General features: G+C 66.6%; 9 protein-coding genes and 3 pseudogenes. 6 read left to right on the top strand and 6 right to left on the bottom strand.

Annotated elements, in window-relative coordinates; genetic code table 11:
* Positions 1–32: 32 nt before the first annotated feature.
* A complete protein-coding gene (locus BMG07_RS07775) occupies positions 33–758 on the top strand; it encodes a phage holin family protein (protein ID WP_198084062.1) in 726 nt (241 codons plus the stop codon).
* Positions 759–776: 18 nt separating this feature from the next.
* Here BMG07_RS07775 and BMG07_RS07770 read toward each other — a convergent pair whose 3' ends face one another.
* Positions 777–1,856 carry a quinone-dependent dihydroorotate dehydrogenase gene (locus tag BMG07_RS07770; protein ID WP_198084061.1) on the bottom strand — a complete coding sequence of 360 codons (1,080 nt, stop codon included), beginning with the start codon at positions 1,854–1,856 and terminating at the stop codon, positions 777–779.
* A 40-nt stretch (positions 1,857–1,896) separates the two neighbouring features.
* Here BMG07_RS07770 and rpiA point away from each other — a divergent pair, with 40 nt between their 5' ends.
* Complete coding sequence (gene rpiA, locus BMG07_RS07765) at positions 1,897–2,598, top strand: ribose-5-phosphate isomerase RpiA (protein ID WP_198084060.1); 702 nt, start codon at positions 1,897–1,899, stop codon at positions 2,596–2,598.
* A gap of 6 nt (positions 2,599–2,604) precedes the next feature.
* Here the strand turns inward: rpiA and BMG07_RS07760 are convergent, their stop codons facing one another.
* The 5 genes and pseudogenes from BMG07_RS07760 to BMG07_RS07740 all read right to left on the bottom strand — a co-directional run bounded on the left by BMG07_RS07760 (position 2,605) and on the right by BMG07_RS07740 (position 9,448).
* Positions 2,605–3,249, bottom strand: coding sequence for a glutaredoxin domain-containing protein (locus BMG07_RS07760; protein WP_198084059.1), 645 nt, complete (start codon positions 3,247–3,249; stop codon positions 2,605–2,607).
* Between the two features lie 30 nt (positions 3,250–3,279).
* Positions 3,280–5,348 (bottom strand): annotated as a pseudogene (locus BMG07_RS07755) (M3 family metallopeptidase).
* A 5-nt stretch (positions 5,349–5,353) separates the two neighbouring features.
* On the bottom strand, positions 5,354–6,205 hold the full coding sequence (folD, locus tag BMG07_RS07750) for a bifunctional methylenetetrahydrofolate dehydrogenase/methenyltetrahydrofolate cyclohydrolase FolD (RefSeq protein WP_198084058.1): 852 nt from the start codon (positions 6,203–6,205) through the stop codon (positions 5,354–5,356).
* Between the two features lie 76 nt (positions 6,206–6,281).
* Positions 6,282–6,914 carry a response regulator transcription factor gene (locus BMG07_RS07745; protein WP_012747279.1) on the bottom strand — a complete coding sequence of 211 codons (633 nt, stop codon included), beginning with the start codon at positions 6,912–6,914 and terminating at the stop codon, positions 6,282–6,284.
* Positions 6,911–9,448 (bottom strand): annotated as a pseudogene (locus BMG07_RS07740) (PAS domain S-box protein). Before BMG07_RS07740 ends, BMG07_RS07745 begins: the two are co-directional and overlap by 4 nt.
* A gap of 220 nt (positions 9,449–9,668) precedes the next feature.
* Between BMG07_RS07740 and aceE the strand changes: the two are divergent.
* The 4 genes and pseudogenes from aceE to BMG07_RS07720 form a co-directional block, all read left to right on the top strand.
* Positions 9,669–12,382 (top strand): annotated as a pseudogene (gene aceE, locus BMG07_RS07735) (pyruvate dehydrogenase (acetyl-transferring), homodimeric type).
* A gap of 49 nt (positions 12,383–12,431) precedes the next feature.
* On the top strand, positions 12,432–14,096 hold the full coding sequence (gene aceF, locus BMG07_RS07730) for a dihydrolipoyllysine-residue acetyltransferase (protein WP_198084057.1): 1,665 nt from the start codon (positions 12,432–12,434) through the stop codon (positions 14,094–14,096).
* The gene (locus BMG07_RS07725) at positions 14,093–14,686 is read left to right on the top strand and encodes an MFS transporter (RefSeq protein ID WP_198084056.1); all 594 of its coding nucleotides are present in this window, start codon (positions 14,093–14,095) and stop codon (positions 14,684–14,686) included. Before aceF ends, BMG07_RS07725 begins: the two co-directional genes overlap by 4 nt.
* A partial coding sequence (locus BMG07_RS07720) for a biotin/lipoyl-containing protein (RefSeq protein ID WP_307866898.1) occupies positions 14,683–14,862 on the top strand: 180 nt, incomplete at its 3' end. The genes BMG07_RS07725 and BMG07_RS07720, both read left to right, overlap by 4 nt.

Genomic DNA, 14,862 nt, shown 5'->3' with positions numbered 1-14,862 from the left:
ATCGTTCACCCGGGCATGACCGGGGGTAGCCCATGAGGCTGCTGTCCCTGTTCGGGCTGGACGCCCGTGTCCGCCGGCTGCGCATCGCCGCCGCCGAAGGCGCCTTGGCGGCCGAGGACCGGGTGCAATTGCTGCGCATGGCCTGGGAGGACGAGAAGCAGCGCCTCAAGCTGATGCTCGTCTTCGGGCTGGCGGTGCTGGGGCTGACCACGGTCACGGTGGCCCTGGTGTCCGTGGCGGTGGTGGTTCATTTCTGGGACACGCCGTACCGCATCACGGCCGCCTGGTCGGTGGCGGGCGTGTGGATCGTGCTGTGGGTGGTGGCGGCCATCGGCCTGCTGCAGAACCTGCGCAATGCGTCCAACAGCTTCGTGCCGACCCGCCATGAGTTCGAACGCGACTGGGCCTGGGTCCAGGACCGTTTCGGCCTTGGCAAGGACCCGGACCAGCACGAAGACGAACCGCGTCCCCCGAGGCCGGCCACGCGCGAAGAGCTGCTGGCGCGCATGGAGCGTCAGCGCCAGCGCATTGCGACCCTGCAAGGCGGTGGCGAGCCGCAATTCGCGCACGATGCGCAAGAGGGCGGCGAACAGGCACCGCCGCCCAACGAGTCGGCGGCAGCCGCCGCGCTGCGCATTGCACGGGCGCACCCCGTGGCCACGGGCGTCGTCGCCGCGGCCGCCGTGGTGGTGATCCGGCCCAAGCGCCTGCTGCGCTGGGCGGCGTTCATTGCGCCCATCCTCTGGCGCATGCGCTGAAAAAAGACTGAAGAAGCCTCAGGCCTTGCTGCGATCGCGCAGCAGCGCCTGGGCGGCTTCGCGGACCAGCGCGGGGCCGCGGTAGATCAGGCCGGTGTAGACCTGCACCACGTCCGCCCCCGCGGCGATCTTGGCCTTGGCGTCGGCCCCGCTCAAAATGCCGCCTACCCCGATGATCGGAAAGCCCGTGCCGAGCGCCGCGCGCAGCTGTGCGATCACGCGGTTGCTGGCTTCGCGCACCGGCGCACCTGACAGTCCGCCGGCTTCTTCCGCATGCGGCAGGCCCTTCACGGCCTCGCGCGAGAGCGTGGTGTTGGTGGCGATCACGCCGTCCATGCCGTGGCGCTTCAGCGTGGCGGCAATGACCGCGACCTGGGCTTCGTCGAGGTCGGGTGCGATCTTCACGAACAGTGGCGCGCGCTTGGCGTGGCGCGTGGCCAGCGCTTCGCGGCGTTCGGCCACCGCGCCGAGCAGGGCGTCGAGCGCCTCGTCGCTCTGCAGCGAGCGCAGGTTGGCTGTGTTCGGGCTCGAGATGTTGATCGTCACGTAGTCGGCATGCGGGTACACGCCGTCGAGGCAGGCCAGGTAGTCGTCCACCGCGCGCTCGATCGGCGTGGCGGCGTTCTTGCCGATGTTCAGGCCCAGCAGCATCGGCGAGCCGGCAGAGCCGCCGGCCTTGCGAAAACGCGCCTTCTGCACGTTCGCCAGGAAGGCATCGAGCCCTTCGTTGTTGAAACCCAGCCGGTTGATCAGCGCGTCGCGCTGCGGCAGGCGGAACATGCGCGGCTTGGGATTGCCCGGCTGGCCCTTGGGCGTGACCGTGCCGACCTCGACGAAACCGAAGCCCATGGCCGCGAAGGCGTCGATGCAGCGGGCGTTCTTGTCGAGCCCGGCCGCCAGGCCCACGCGGTTGGGAAAAGTCAGCCCCGCGAGCTGGACCGGGTCACTGACGCGCGGAGACGAATAGGCGCAGGCCAGGGGCGTGTTCTGGGTGCGCGCGAGTCCGTCGAGGGTCAGTTCGTGGGCGTGCTCGGGGTCGAACCCGAACAGGAAAGGGCGGGCCAGGCCGTAGAGCGAAGAGGGCATCAGCAGGGGCATCGGATAATTCTCGACTTCAATGAGCCAAGGATTCTCCGCGATGACCGCACCCGCCTCCCCAACCCTTCTTTCTCAGGACGAACTCAAGGCCCAGGTCGGCCTTGCCGCGCTGGCCTACGTGGTCAAGGGCGAGATCGTCGGCGTCGGCACCGGCTCGACGGTGAACAAGTTCATCGACGCGTTGGCCACCATCAAGGACCAGATCAAGGGCGCGGTCTCCAGCTCGGTGGCCTCGACCGAGCGCCTGCGGGCGCTGGGCATTCCGGTGTTCGACAGCAACGAGGTGGAAGAGCTGGCCGTCTACATCGACGGGGCCGACGAAATCGACCACCGTGGCTTCATGGTGAAGGGCGGCGGCGCGGCGCTCACGCGCGAAAAAATCGTCGCGGCGCAGTCGCGCCAGTTCATCTGCATCGCCGACGAATCCAAGCTGGTGCAAACGCTGGGCGCGTTCCCGCTGCCAGTGGAAGTGATTCCGATGGCCGCGCGCCGCGTGATGCGTCAGTTCGCGGCCATGGGCGGCATTGCCCAGGTGCGTGAGAAGGACGGCCTGCCGCTGGTGACCGACAACGGCCAGCACATCGTCGATGTGACCGGCCTGCGCATCGGCGAGCCGCTGGCCTTCGAGTCCGAAGTGAGCCAGTGGCCGGGTGTGGTGACGGTCGGCGTCTTCGCGCACCAGAAGGCCAATGTGTGCCTGCTGGGCACCGCGACCGGCGTGAAGACGATGACGTTCGCCTGACTCAGGTCAGAACTTGATGCCGGCCGGGTTGCCCGGCCCCGGATCGCTCGATGCGGCGGGCGGCGGCGCGGGTTGTGCCGCCGGCGCCGTCGAGGCGCGGGGAGCGGGCGCCGCCTGCTGTGCGACCAGCGGACGCGACAGCCCGTTGCGGTAGCCGGCGGGCAGGCTGTTGCTCTTGGGGTAGCCGGCAGCGTCGAGGTACTGAGACCATTCGACGTCCGAGAAGCCCTTGAGCTGCTGCGACCCGATGGTCAGCAGCGGCAGCGAGCTTTGCCCGCTCAGGCGCTGCAGCGCCTCGAGTTCTTCATTGGTCTTGACCGTGCGCTCTTCGAACGGAATGCCGCGCGTGGTGAGCAGCGTGCGGGCCGCGCCGCAGGGCGCGCACTCGTCGCCGCCGTACAGCGTGACCGGGTAGCGCTGCGCCACTTGCCGCAGCTCGTAGGGCAGGCCGGCGTTGGCCGGCGTGGTGATGCCGCCCTGCGGCCCCGAGGCCGCGCCGGCATCGGCGCTCGGCGCGCGGTCGGAGAAGGTGACCTTGCCGTTCTTGTCCACCTGGCGGTAGACGGTCTGTGCCGTGGCACCCGCGGCGGCCAGCACGAGGGCCAGGCCGATCAGGCGATGCAGTGAGAATTTGTAAGAGGTCGGATGCATCGCCCGAGTATCGCAAGCTTCAGCGCCGCATCAAGCGGGCTGGGCCTCGGCCATGCCCTGATGTCGCAGCAGCGCATCAAGCTGGGGCTCGCGGCCGCGGAAGGCCTTGAACGAATCCATCGCGCTGCGGCTGCCACCGGCCTCGAGAATGGCCTGGCGGTACTTGCGGCCGGTCTCGATGTTCGGCTCGCCGTCGGCGCCCACGGTTTCCTCGAAGGCCGCGTAGGCGTCGGCGCTCAGCACCTCGGCCCACTTGTAGCTGTAGTAGCCGGCCGCGTAGCCGCCCGAGAAAATGTGGCTGAAAGTATTCGGCGTGCGGCTGAACGGCGGCGAGGGCATCACCGCCACCTCGGCGCGTACCTTGCCCAGCAGCGCCATCACGTCGCCGGGTTGGGCGGTGGCGGCGTGGTATTCGGTGTGCAGCAGCATGTCGAACAGCGAGAACTCGATCTGGCGCAGCGTCTGCAGGCCGCTCTGGAAGTTCTTGGCGGCGGTCATCTTGTCGAACAGCGCGCGCGGCAGCGGCTCGCCGGTGTCGACATGCGCCGTCATGTGGCTGAGCACGTCCCACTCCCAGCAGAAGTTTTCCATGAACTGGCTCGGCAGCTCGACCGCGTCCCACTCGACGCCGCTGATGCCCGAGACGTCGCGCTCGTTCACCTGCGTGAGCATGTGGTGCAGGCCGTGGCCGAACTCGTGGAAGAGGGTGGTCACGTCGTCGTGCGTGAGCAGCGGGGGCTTGCCGTCGACACCGCTCGCGAAGTTGCACACCAGTTGCGCCACCGGCGTCTGCAGCACGCCGTTGTCGGGGCGCAGCCAGCGGGCGCGCACGTCGTCCATCCAGGCACCGCCGCGCTTGGCGGCGCGGGCGGAGGGGTCGAGGTAGAACTGGCCGACCTTCTGGACGCCCTCAGGGGTTTGGCGCTCGATGCGATAGAACTCGACGCTCGGATGCCACGTGGGCGCCGAGTCGCGGCGGATCGACACTTCGAACAGCGTCTCGACGATCTTGAACAGCCCGGCCATGACCTTCGGCGCGGGGAAATACTGCTTCACCTCCTGCTCGCTGAAGGCGTAGCGCGCTTCCTTGAGCTTCTCGCCGATGTAGCTCCAGTCCCAGGGCTGCGGGTCGGTGATGCTGAGTTGCTCCGACGCGAACACGCGCAGGTCGGCCAGGTCGCGCTCGCCGTAGGGCTTGGCCTTGGTGGCCAGGTCGCGCAGGAACTTGACGACCTGCTCGGGCGATTCGGCCATCTTCGGCACCACCGACAGCTCGCCGAAATTCTTGTAGCCCAGCAGCTTCGCTTCTTCCTCCCGCAACGCGAGGATCTCGGTGATCAGCGCGGTGTTGTCGAAGGCGGCATCGCCGAACTCGCTGGCGCGCGTGACGTAGGCGCGGTAGAGCTTTTCGCGCAGCGCGCTGCTCTTGGCGAACTGCATCACCGGCAGGTAGCACGGCATCTTGAGCGTGAGCTTGTAGCCTTCCTTGCCGTCGGCTTCGGCGGCGGCGCGCGCGGCACTCACCACGTCTTCGGGCACGCCCTCAAGCTCGCCGAAGGCGGCGTAGTAGGCGAAGGCGTCGGTGGCGTCCAGGGCGTTCTCGCTGAACTTCTGGCTCAGCTCGGCCTGGCGTTCCTGGATGTCGGCGAAGCGCTTCTTGGCGTCGCCCTGCAGCTCGGCGCCGCCCAGCACGAAGTTGCGCACGGCATTGCGGTGCGCCTGGCGCTGCTCGGCGTTGAGCGTGGCGACGTCGATGGCCTTGTACTTGGCGTAGAGGCGTTCATCGGAGCCAGGCTGGTCCAGAATGCGGTGACGCGCGGCATGGCCTCGTTGTAGGCGGCGCGCAGCTCGGGCGTGTCGGCCACGGCGTTCAGGTGGCCGACGGCGCCCCAGGCGCGGCTGAAGCGTTCGGAGGCCACGTCGAGCACCTTCGAGATCGCGTTCCAGTCGGCGGGGAACTCGGGCGCCGTCACGGTCTTCAGCGCGGTCTCGGCATCGGCGAGCAGCGCGTCCACCGCGGGCGAGACGTGCTCCGGCTTGATGCGGTCGAACAGCGGGAGATCGGTGAAGTCGAGGAGGGGGTTGTTCGTCATGGCCATGAAAGTTACTTGGCGGCGCGTTCGGCGGCTTCAAGGGTGTTGGCGAGCAGCATGGCGCGCGTCATGGGGCCGACGCCGCCCGGCACGGGCGTGATCCAGCTGGCCACTTCCTTCACGCCGTCGAAGTCGACGTCGCCGGCCAGCTTGCCGTCTTCCTTGCGGTTCATGCCCACGTCGATGACCACCGCGCCCGGCTTCACCATGTCGGCCGTCACGAGGTTGCGCTTGCCCACGGCCGCGACGATCACGTCGGCCCGGCGCGTGATGGCGCCCAGGTCTTGCGTGGCGCTGTGGCAGATGGTCACGGTGGCGCTCTTGGCCAGCAGCATCATGGCCATCGGCTTGCCGACGATGTTGCTGCGGCCGATGACCACGGCGTGCTTGCCGCGCAGGTCGTAGCCGATCGATTCGAGCATCTTCATGCAGCCGTGCGGCGTGCAGGGCCAGAAGCCGGGGGCGCCAGTCATGAGTGCGCCGGCGCTGGCCACGTGGAAGCCGTCGACGTCCTTGGCGGGCGAGATGGTCTCGATGACCTTCTGGCTGTCCATGTGCTTGGGCAGCGGCAACTGGACCAGGATGCCGTGCACCAGCGGGTCGTCGTTGAGCGTGCGGATGCGGGCCAGCAGGTCGGACTCGCTCATGTCGGCGGGGTACGTTTCGAGCGTGGCCGCCAGCCCGGTCTGGGCGCTGTCGTTGACCTTGTGCTTGGTATAGACCTGGCTGGCTGGATCTTCGCCCACGAGGATGATGGAAAGGGCCGGGTTCACGCCACGGGCCTTGAGTGCGGCGGTACGGCCGGCAACTTCGGCGCGAATGGTTTTGGCGAGGGCGTTGCCGTCGATCAGTTGGGCGGTCATCGGTTTCGATTTTCCAAGTAAAAACGCCCGCTTGCGCAGGCGTGGGGGACATGCATCGCTATCGGGGGGATAGCTTCTAGGCCTTGGCCGCGGGGGCCGCCTGTCCGAGCGCGATCTTCAGCAGATCGGCCACGGTGTTGGCGTTGAGCTTTTCCATGATGTTGGCGCGGTGCGCCTCGACCGTCTTGATGCTGATGCCGAGGTCGTCGGCGATCTGCTTGTTCAGGCGGCCGGCGACGATGCGCTCGAGCACCTGGGCTTCGCGGCCCGTGAGCTTGGACAGCAGCGCGTCGCGGCTGGCCGATTGCTGGTGCTGCGTGAAGGCGCCGCGCGCGTGTTCGAGCATGCGCTCGACCAGCGTGACGAGCTCTTCGTCGTTGAAGGGTTTCTGGATGAAATCCATTGCGCCCTTTTTCATGGAGTCGACCGCCATCGGCACGTCGCCGTGCCCGGTGATGACCACGATCGGCAGCGGGGAGCGCCTTTCGATCAGCCGATCCTGCAGTTCGAGGCCGGTCATGCCGGCCATGCGGATGTCGACGATCAAACAGGCGACTTCGCGCGGGTCGTATCGGGAGAGAAAGGATTCGGCGGAATCGAAGCAGCGGACTCTGTAGTCCTTGCCCTCGAGCAGCCATTGCAGCGAATCGCGTACGGCTTCGTCATCGTCGACGACGTAGACCGTGCCCTTCTTCGGAATCAAACTCATGCAGGTACCTTTGCCTCGTCGCTAGCTACGGAACTGATAGCGTCCAACACCGGAATCCAGAAGGAAAAACGGCATCCGATCACATCCGGACCATTGTAGATGTTCTCCGCCTGCATCCGGCCGCGATGCGACTCGACGATGGTGCGGCACAAATTCAGCCCGATGCCCATGCCTTCGGGCTTGGTCGAGAAGAACGCCTCGTAGAGCCGGTCCATCACTTCCGGGGCCAGGCCCTTGCCCGTGTCCTGCACCGAGAATTCGATGGCGTTATGCCCTTCGATGACCTTGGGCAATACCCGCAGTTCGACGCTGCGGCGCGCCAGCGGGCGGTCGGCGATGTCGATGGATTCGGCCGCGTTCTTCAACAGGTTGACCATCACCTGCTCGATCAGGATCGGGTCGACGCGCACCACCGGCAGCCGCGCGGCCACGTAGTGGTTCAGGCGCACGTTGCGCCGGCGCAGCTCGATGCCGGCCAGCTCGACCGCCTCGCTCACCATGGTGGCCACGTCGGCCGGGGTGCGGTTGGGCTCGCTGCGTTTCACGAAGGAGCGGATGCGCTGGATGATCTGGCCCGCGCGCTGGGCCTGCTTCGACGTTTTCTCCAGCGCGGCCAGCAGGGCCTCGGTGTCGATCGTCTGGCCCTTGATGCGCGACATCATCCCGTTGCAGTAGTTGGTGATGGCCGTGAGCGGCTGGTTGAGCTCGTGCGCCACGCTCGAGGCCATTTCGCCCATGGTGATGAGGCGGCTGGCCGACTGCGCCTTGTCGGCCTGCGCCGCGGCTTGCTCCTCGGCGTCGCGGCGCGGCGTGATGTCGGTGGCAATCACCAGTTGCGCCAGGCGCCCGTCGACCCAGGTCAGGTAGCGCGAGCGTACTTCGAGCCACTTGCCCAGGTGCGGCACGAAGATTTCGTTGTTCGCGGTCTGGGCTGCGGTGAGTGTGTCGATGGGCAGGCCCGCGTAGGGGTCGACGTCGTCCAGGCCTTCGTCGTGCGCGTTCGAGGCCGGCACGCCGGCCTGCGCGACCATGCCGAGGTGGCCCACGGTGTCGGAGCCGAACCAGAGGCGGTACAGCTTGTTGGCGAACAGCAGCTCCTCGGAGCCGATGGGCGCCACCGACACGGCAGCGTCGAGCGCCTCCAGCACGGTGGTGAAGCGCTCGTACGAGGCCGACAGCTGCTCGCGGATGCGGGTGGGCTCGGTGATGTCGGTCATCGACGTCATCCAGCCGGTCTGGTGGCCGCGCGCGTCGATCAGCGGCGACACGTAGAGGCGGGCGTGAACACGCTGCCGTTCTTGCGCTTCACGCGCACCTGGAAGCCGCCGGGCAGGGCGCGGCCGTGCAGCTCTTCCTCGAGCCGCTCGTTCATCACCTCGCGGTCGGACTCGAGCCAGTAGGGGAAGGGCGGCGACTGGCCGACCAGCTCTTCCTCGCTCCAGCCCGTCATGGCGCAGAACGCGGCGTTCACATAGGTGATGCGGCCCTGCAGGTCGAGCACGCGCATGCCGGTCAGCATGGAGTTTTCCATGGCGCGGCGGAAGTTGGTTTCGGCCACCAGCCGCTGCTGTGCCTGCAGTCGTCGGCGCGTGTGGCGCCAGGTGCCGATCAGCATCCAGCTGGTGAGCACGCTGAGCGCGCACACCAGCCAGAACAGGCCGTTGCCCACCACGCCCTGCGAGGTGCGGTAGGCCTGTGCCCGCAGCACCAGTGCATTGCCGACCGGCGACACCGGCACTTCATATTCGTTGGTGCGCTCCGACCAGGGCAGCAGGCGGGTGCCGCTGTCCTTCAGGTTGGCGGTGTTGCCGGCGATCACGTGGCCCTTGGCGTCGAGCAGCGACACCGCGTAGCGCGCCTGCACCTCGGAGGGCATGCCGTAGCGCAGCAGGCCGTCGACCGAGAACTCGCCCAGCACCACGCCCGCGAACAGGCCCTGGTCGAACAGGGGAATGTGCAGCTGCAGCATGGCGGGCGGGTCGCCGCCGGCCACGGGTTGCGAATACACGGGCTGGCGCAACTCGCGCGCCAGCGCGTAGTTGCTCTCGATGTCGCCGGGGCGCAGCACGTCGCCGATCAGGTGCTGCTGCGCGGGGTGCACGCTGGGCGCGGCGTAGCGGCCTTGAAGCGGCGGCGGTCGTCGATCCAGGTGATGGTCTGCAGCTCGGGGAACTGGCTCACCAGCGACTCGGCGCGGCTGGTGAACTCGATCGGGTCGATCTCGCGGTTGGAGGCGTCGCGCGCAATGCGCATCAGCTGCTCCTGCCGCTCGAGCAGGCGCAAGCGCATGCGCTGCTGGGCGTACTCCACGTCGCGGCGCACCGACTCCTGCTCGCGCTCGACTTCCTCGGTGCGCAAATACCAGAGGCCGACACGATGGCCGCAAGAAAGAGCAACACGGCCGCCATGGGCGCGAGCATCGCGACCGCGTCCTGCAGCACCGGCGTCTGCTTGCGCCACCACCTGCGCCACCAGGACAGGGGCGAGGCGTTCACGGCACTGCGGGCAACCGCCAACGGGGAGGAAAAAGGCATGGTCCGAGTTTAGGTGATGGCTCCCGGGAAGAGGCCGCAAAGCAGGGGTGACACTGATCCGCTCGCGGTTGCGTTTCCAGACCACCGTTGCATTTTTAGAATGTCACATTAAGAAATCTATACGCGCCATTTGAAATGGAGGAATTTCTATGCGAAACTCCCGCGCGGTGATCGCATAGCGCACTAAATTACAGCCACAGCCCCTAAAGGAGAGACAAGCATGTCGGCAAATCCCGAGAACCTGTTCGGCTCGGCCGCGAATGACGCGGACGCCCAGGAGACCCGTGAATGGATGGACGCACTGTCTTCCGTCATCCAGAGCGAGGGGCCTGAACGGGCCCACTTCCTCCTCGAGCAGCTGCTCGAGCATGCCCGCCAGAACACGGTCGACATGCCGTTCTCGGCCAATACGGGCTATGTCAACACCATCGAACCCTCGCAGGAAGCCCGCAGCCCCGGCAACCTCGAGATCGAACAGCGCCTGCGCGCCTACATGCGCTGGAACGCCATGGCCATGGTGGTCAAGGCCAACCGCCACCATCCGGCCGAAGGCGGCGACCTGGGCGGCCACATCGGCTCCTTCGCCTCGCTGGCCAGCATGTTCGGCGCCGGCTTCAACCACTTCTGGCGCGCCGAGAGCGAAACCCATGGCGGCGACCTGCTGTACATCCAGGGCCACGTGTCGCCCGGCATCTACGCCCGCGCCTACCTCGAGGCCGCCTCTCCGAAGAGCAACTGCTGAACTTCCGCCAGGAAGTCGACGGCAAGGGCCTGTCGAGCTACCCGCACCCGAAGCTGATGCCCGAGTTCTGGCAGTTCCCCACCGTGTCGATGGGCCTGGGCCCGCTCATGGCGATCTACCAGGCGCGCTTCCTCAAGTACCTGCACGCACGCGGCATCGCCAACACCGAGAACCGCAAGGTCTGGGTGTTCTGCGGCGACGGTGAAATGGACGAAGTCGAATCGCTCGGCGCCATCGGCCTGGCCGCGCGCGAGAACCTGGACAACCTCGTCTTCGTCATCAACTGCAACCTGCAGCGCCTGGACGGCCCGGTGCGCGGCAACGGCAAGATCATCCAGGAGCTCGAAGGCGAGTTCCGCGGCGCGGGCTGGAACGTCGTCAAGCTGATCTGGGGCAAGGGCTGGGACGCCCTGCTCGAGAAGGACCATGACGGCGCGCTGCGCAAGATCATGATGGAGTGCAACGACGGCGACTACCAGGCCTTCAAGGCCAACGACGGCGCCTACGTTCGCAAGAACTTCTTCGGCCGCGATCCGCGCACGCTGAAGATGGTCGAGCACATGAGCGACGACGAAGTCTGGAGCCTGCAGCGCGGCGGCCACGACTCTCAGAAGGTGTACGCCGCCTTCCACGCCGCGCAAGAGCATAAGAACCAGCCCACGGTGCTGCTCGTGAAGACCGTCAAGGGCTTCGGCATGGGCAAGATCGGCGAGGGCAAGAACAACGTGCACCAGACCAAGAAGCTCAGCGACGAGGACATCATGGTCTTCCGCGACCGCTTCAACATCCCGATTCCCGACAGCAAGATCGCCGAACTGCCGTTCTACAAGCCGGCCGACGACACGCCTGAAATGAAGTACCTGCACGAGCGCCGCAAGGCCCTGGGCGGTTACTTGCCGCATCGCCGCACCAAGGCGGACGAGAGCTTCACGGTGCCCTCGCTCGACACCTTCAAGTCGGTGATGGAGCCCACGGCCGAAGGCCGTGAGATCTCGACCACGCAAGCCTATGTGCGCTTCCTGACGCAGCTGCTGCGCGACAAGGCGCTGGGCCCGCGCGTGGTGCCCATCCTGGTGGACGAAGCCCGCACCTTCGGCATGGAAGGCCTGTTCCGCCAGATCGGCATCTACAACCCGCACGGTCAGCAGTACACCCCGGTCGACAAGGACCAGGTCATGTATTACAAGGAAGACAAGGCCGGCCAGATCCTGCAGGAAGGCATCAACGAGGCCGGCGGCATGTCGAGCTGGATCGCGGCGGCCACGTCGTACTCCACCAACAACCGCATCATGGTGCCGTTCTACGTGTACTACTCGATGTTCGGCTTCCAGCGCATCGGCGACCTGGCCTGGGCGGCCGGTGACATGCAGGCGCGCGGCTTCCTGCTGGGCGGCACCTCGGGGCGCACCACGCTGAACGGCGAAGGCCTGCAGCACGAAGACGGTCACAGCCACATCCTGGCCAACACCATCCCGAACTGCGTGAGCTACGACCCGACCTTCGCGCATGAAGTCGGCGTCATCCTGCACCACGGCCTCAAGCGCATGGTCGAGAAGCAGGACAACGTCTACTACTACCTGACGCTGCTGAACGAAAACTACGCGATGCCCGGCCTGCAGCCCGGCACCGAAGAGCAGATCATCAAGGGCATGTACCTGTCGAAGCAGGGCCCCGCGCTCAAGGCCAAGGCACCCACGGTGCAACTGCTGGGCAGCGGCACCATCCTGCGCGAGAGCTTTGCCGCGCAAGAGCTGCTCGAAAAGGACTGGGGCGTGTCGGCTTCCGTGTGGAGCTGCCCGAGCTTCAACGAACTGACGCGCGACGGCCAGGACGCCGACCGCTGGAACCTGCTGCACCCCGACCAGACGCCGCGCGTGCCCTTCGTGGCCGAGCAGCTGGCGCCCACGACCGGCCCGGTGGTGGCATCGACCGACTACATGAAGGCGTATGCCGAGCAGATCCGCCCCTTCATCCCGAAGGGCCGCACCTACAAGGTGCTGGGCACCGACGGTTTCGGTCGCAGCGACTTCCGCAACAAGCTGCGCGAGCACTTCGAAATCAACCGTCACTACATCGTCGTGGCCGCGCTCAAGGCGCTGAGCGAAGATGGCACCGTGCCGGTGGCCAAGGTGGTGGAAGCGATCAAGAAGTACGGCATCAATGTCGACAAGGTCAACCCGCTCTACGCTTGAACATCAACAACCAACGAATGAACGGCGCCTTACGGCGGGAGACAACGATATGGCAGCAGTGGAAGTAAAGGTGCCGGACATCGGCGATTTCGATGAAGTCGCGGTGATCGAGGTGCTTGTGAAGGTGGGCGACACGGTCAAGGCCGAGCAGTCGCTCATCACGGTGGAATCGGACAAGGCGTCGATGGAAATTCCGTCGTCGACAGCCGGTGTGGTCAAGGAAATCAAGGTCGAGATCGGCGGCAAGGTGAAAGAGGGCTCGGTGGTGCTCGTGCTCGAGGCCGAGGAGGCGGGTACCGCCGCACCGGCTCCGGCGCCCGCCGCCGCGCCTGCCGCAGCCGCGCCAGCGCCCGCGGCGGTTGCCGCGCCGGCGCCTGTCGCCGCCCCCGCGGCATCGGGCCCGGTCGAGGTCAAGGTGCCCGACATCGGCGACTTCAAGGACGTCGCGGTCATCGAACTGCTCGTGAAGGTCGGCGACACGGTCAAGGCCGAGCAGTCGCTCATCACGGTGGAGTCGGACAAGGCCTCGATGGAAATCCCGTCGTCCGCCGCCGGCGTGCTGAAGGAGCTGAAGGTCAAGGTCGGCGACACGGTCAACATCGGCGACCTGATCGCGGTGCTCGAAGGCACCGTGAGCGCCGCAGCCCCTGCGCCCGCCGCACAAGCCGCCGCTGCCGCGCCGGCCGTTGCAACCGCCAGCGCCCCGGCGCCGGCCGCCGCTTCGCCGGCACCCGCAGTTGCAGCTGCCGCCCCGCACGACCCGACCACGAGCCCCAGCGGCAAGCTGCCGCACGCCTCGCCGTCGGTGCGCAAGTTCGCCCGCGAACTCGGCGTGCCGCTCGAAGAGGTCAAGGGTTCCGGCCCCAAGGGCCGCATCACGCAGGACGACGTCCAGAGCTTCACCAAGGCCGTAATGAGCGGCCAGCTCAGCACCAAGGCCGCGGCGGCCAAGGCGCCGGCCGGTGGCGGCGACGGCGCGGCGCTGGGCCTCATTCCGTGGCCCAAGGTCGACTTCACGAAGTTCGGCACGGTCGAGCGCAAGGACCTGTCGCGCATCAAGAAGCTCAGCGGCGCGAACCTGCACCGCAACTGGGTGATGATTCCGCACGTCACCAACAACGACGAAGCCGACATCACCGAGCTCGAAGCCTTCCGCGTCTCCACCAACAAAGAGAACGAGAAGTCGGGCGTGAAGGTCACGATGCTGGCCTTCGTCATCAAGGCGGTGGTTTCGGCGCTGAAGAAATTCCCCGAGTTCAACACCAGCCTGGACGGCGACCAGCTCGTCTACAAGCAGTACTACAACATCGGCTTCGCGGCGGACACGCCCAACGGCCTCGTGGTGCCGGTGCTGAAGGATGCCGACAAGAAGGGCATCCTGCAGATCAGCACCGAGATGGGCGAACTCGCCAAGAAGGCGCGCGACGGCAAGCTCGGCTCGGCCGACATGCAGGGCGGCTGCTTCTCGATCAGCTCGCTCGGCGGCATCGGCGGCACGCACTTCACGCCCATCATCAACGCCCCTGAAGTGGCCATCCTCGGCCTCTCCAAGGGCCAGATGAAGCCGGTGTGGGACGGCAAGCAATTCGTGCCGCGCCTGACGCTGCCGATGTCGCTGTCCTACGACCACCGCGTGATCGACGGCGCCCTGGCTGCGCGTTTCAACGCCTACCTGGGACAAGTGCTCGCGGACTATCGTCGCATCCTGCTATGACCACCGTAGTGGCCGTCCGCAAGGGTGGCCAGGTCACGATGGCAGCCGATTCTCTGGTGACCTTCGGCGACACGCGGCTTTCGCACCGCGCCGAAGCCAACCAGAAGATCTTCACCGTCGAGGACGCGGCGGGCACCAGCCTGTTCGCCATGGCCGGCGCCGCCGCGCACTTCCTGGTGCTGCAGCACGCGCTGGCCGCGCAGGAGCGCGAGAAACTGCTGTTCGGCAGCAAGCACGAGATCTTCCGCACCTTCACGATGCTGCATCCGGTGCTGAAGGACTCGTTCTTCATGCAGACCAAGGAAGACGAGCACGAGCCCTACGAGTCGAGCCAGTTCACGATGCTGATGGCCAACCCGAGCGGCATCTACGGCATCTACAGCTACCGCGAGGTGTTCGAGTTCAAGCAGTTCTGGGCCATCGGCTCGGGACGCAGCTTTGCGCTCGGCGCCATGCACGCGGCCTATGACATCAAGTCGCGCAGTTCGCGCGACGTGGCGGAGGCTGGCATTGCCGCCGCCTGCGAATTCGATCGCAATTCGGCCCCACCGGTCGACGTTCTCACACTCAAACTGAAAGTGTCCAAATGAGCGAACAACAAATCAAGGTGCCCGACATCGGCGACTTCGACGAAGTCGCGGTGATCGAGGTGCTGGTCAATGTCGGAGACACGGTCAAGGCCGAGCAGTCGCTGATCACGGTCGAGTCGGACAAGGCCTCGATGGAAATCCCGTCGTCCGCCGCCGGCGTGGTGAAGGCGCTGGCC

It is taken from the genome of Variovorax sp. E3 (assembly GCF_016082275.1).
Taxonomy (GTDB): domain Bacteria; phylum Pseudomonadota; class Gammaproteobacteria; order Burkholderiales; family Burkholderiaceae_C; genus Variovorax.
The sequence above is the reverse complement of the archived record's forward strand: the minus strand, read 5'-3'. Positions and strand labels throughout refer to the sequence as shown.

Excerpts from the sequence above, each read along its gene's own strand:
- folD (WP_198084058.1), bottom strand. The coding sequence starts at position 6,205 with ATGACCGCCCAACTGATCGACGGCAACGCCCTCGCCAAAACCATTCGC.
- BMG07_RS07760 (WP_198084059.1), bottom strand. The coding sequence starts at position 3,249 with ATGCATCCGACCTCTTACAAATTCTCACTGCATCGCCTGATCGGCCTG.
- BMG07_RS07725 (WP_198084056.1), top strand. The coding sequence starts at position 14,093 with ATGACCACCGTAGTGGCCGTCCGCAAGGGTGGCCAGGTCACGATGGCA.
- BMG07_RS07745 (WP_012747279.1), bottom strand. The coding sequence starts at position 6,914 with ATGAGTTTGATTCCGAAGAAGGGCACGGTCTACGTCGTCGACGATGAC.
- BMG07_RS07770 (WP_198084061.1), bottom strand. The coding sequence starts at position 1,856 with ATGCCCCTGCTGATGCCCTCTTCGCTCTACGGCCTGGCCCGCCCTTTC.
- rpiA (WP_198084060.1), top strand. The coding sequence starts at position 1,897 with ATGACCGCACCCGCCTCCCCAACCCTTCTTTCTCAGGACGAACTCAAG.
- BMG07_RS07775 (WP_198084062.1), top strand. The coding sequence starts at position 33 with ATGAGGCTGCTGTCCCTGTTCGGGCTGGACGCCCGTGTCCGCCGGCTG.
- aceF (WP_198084057.1), top strand. The coding sequence starts at position 12,432 with ATGGCAGCAGTGGAAGTAAAGGTGCCGGACATCGGCGATTTCGATGAA.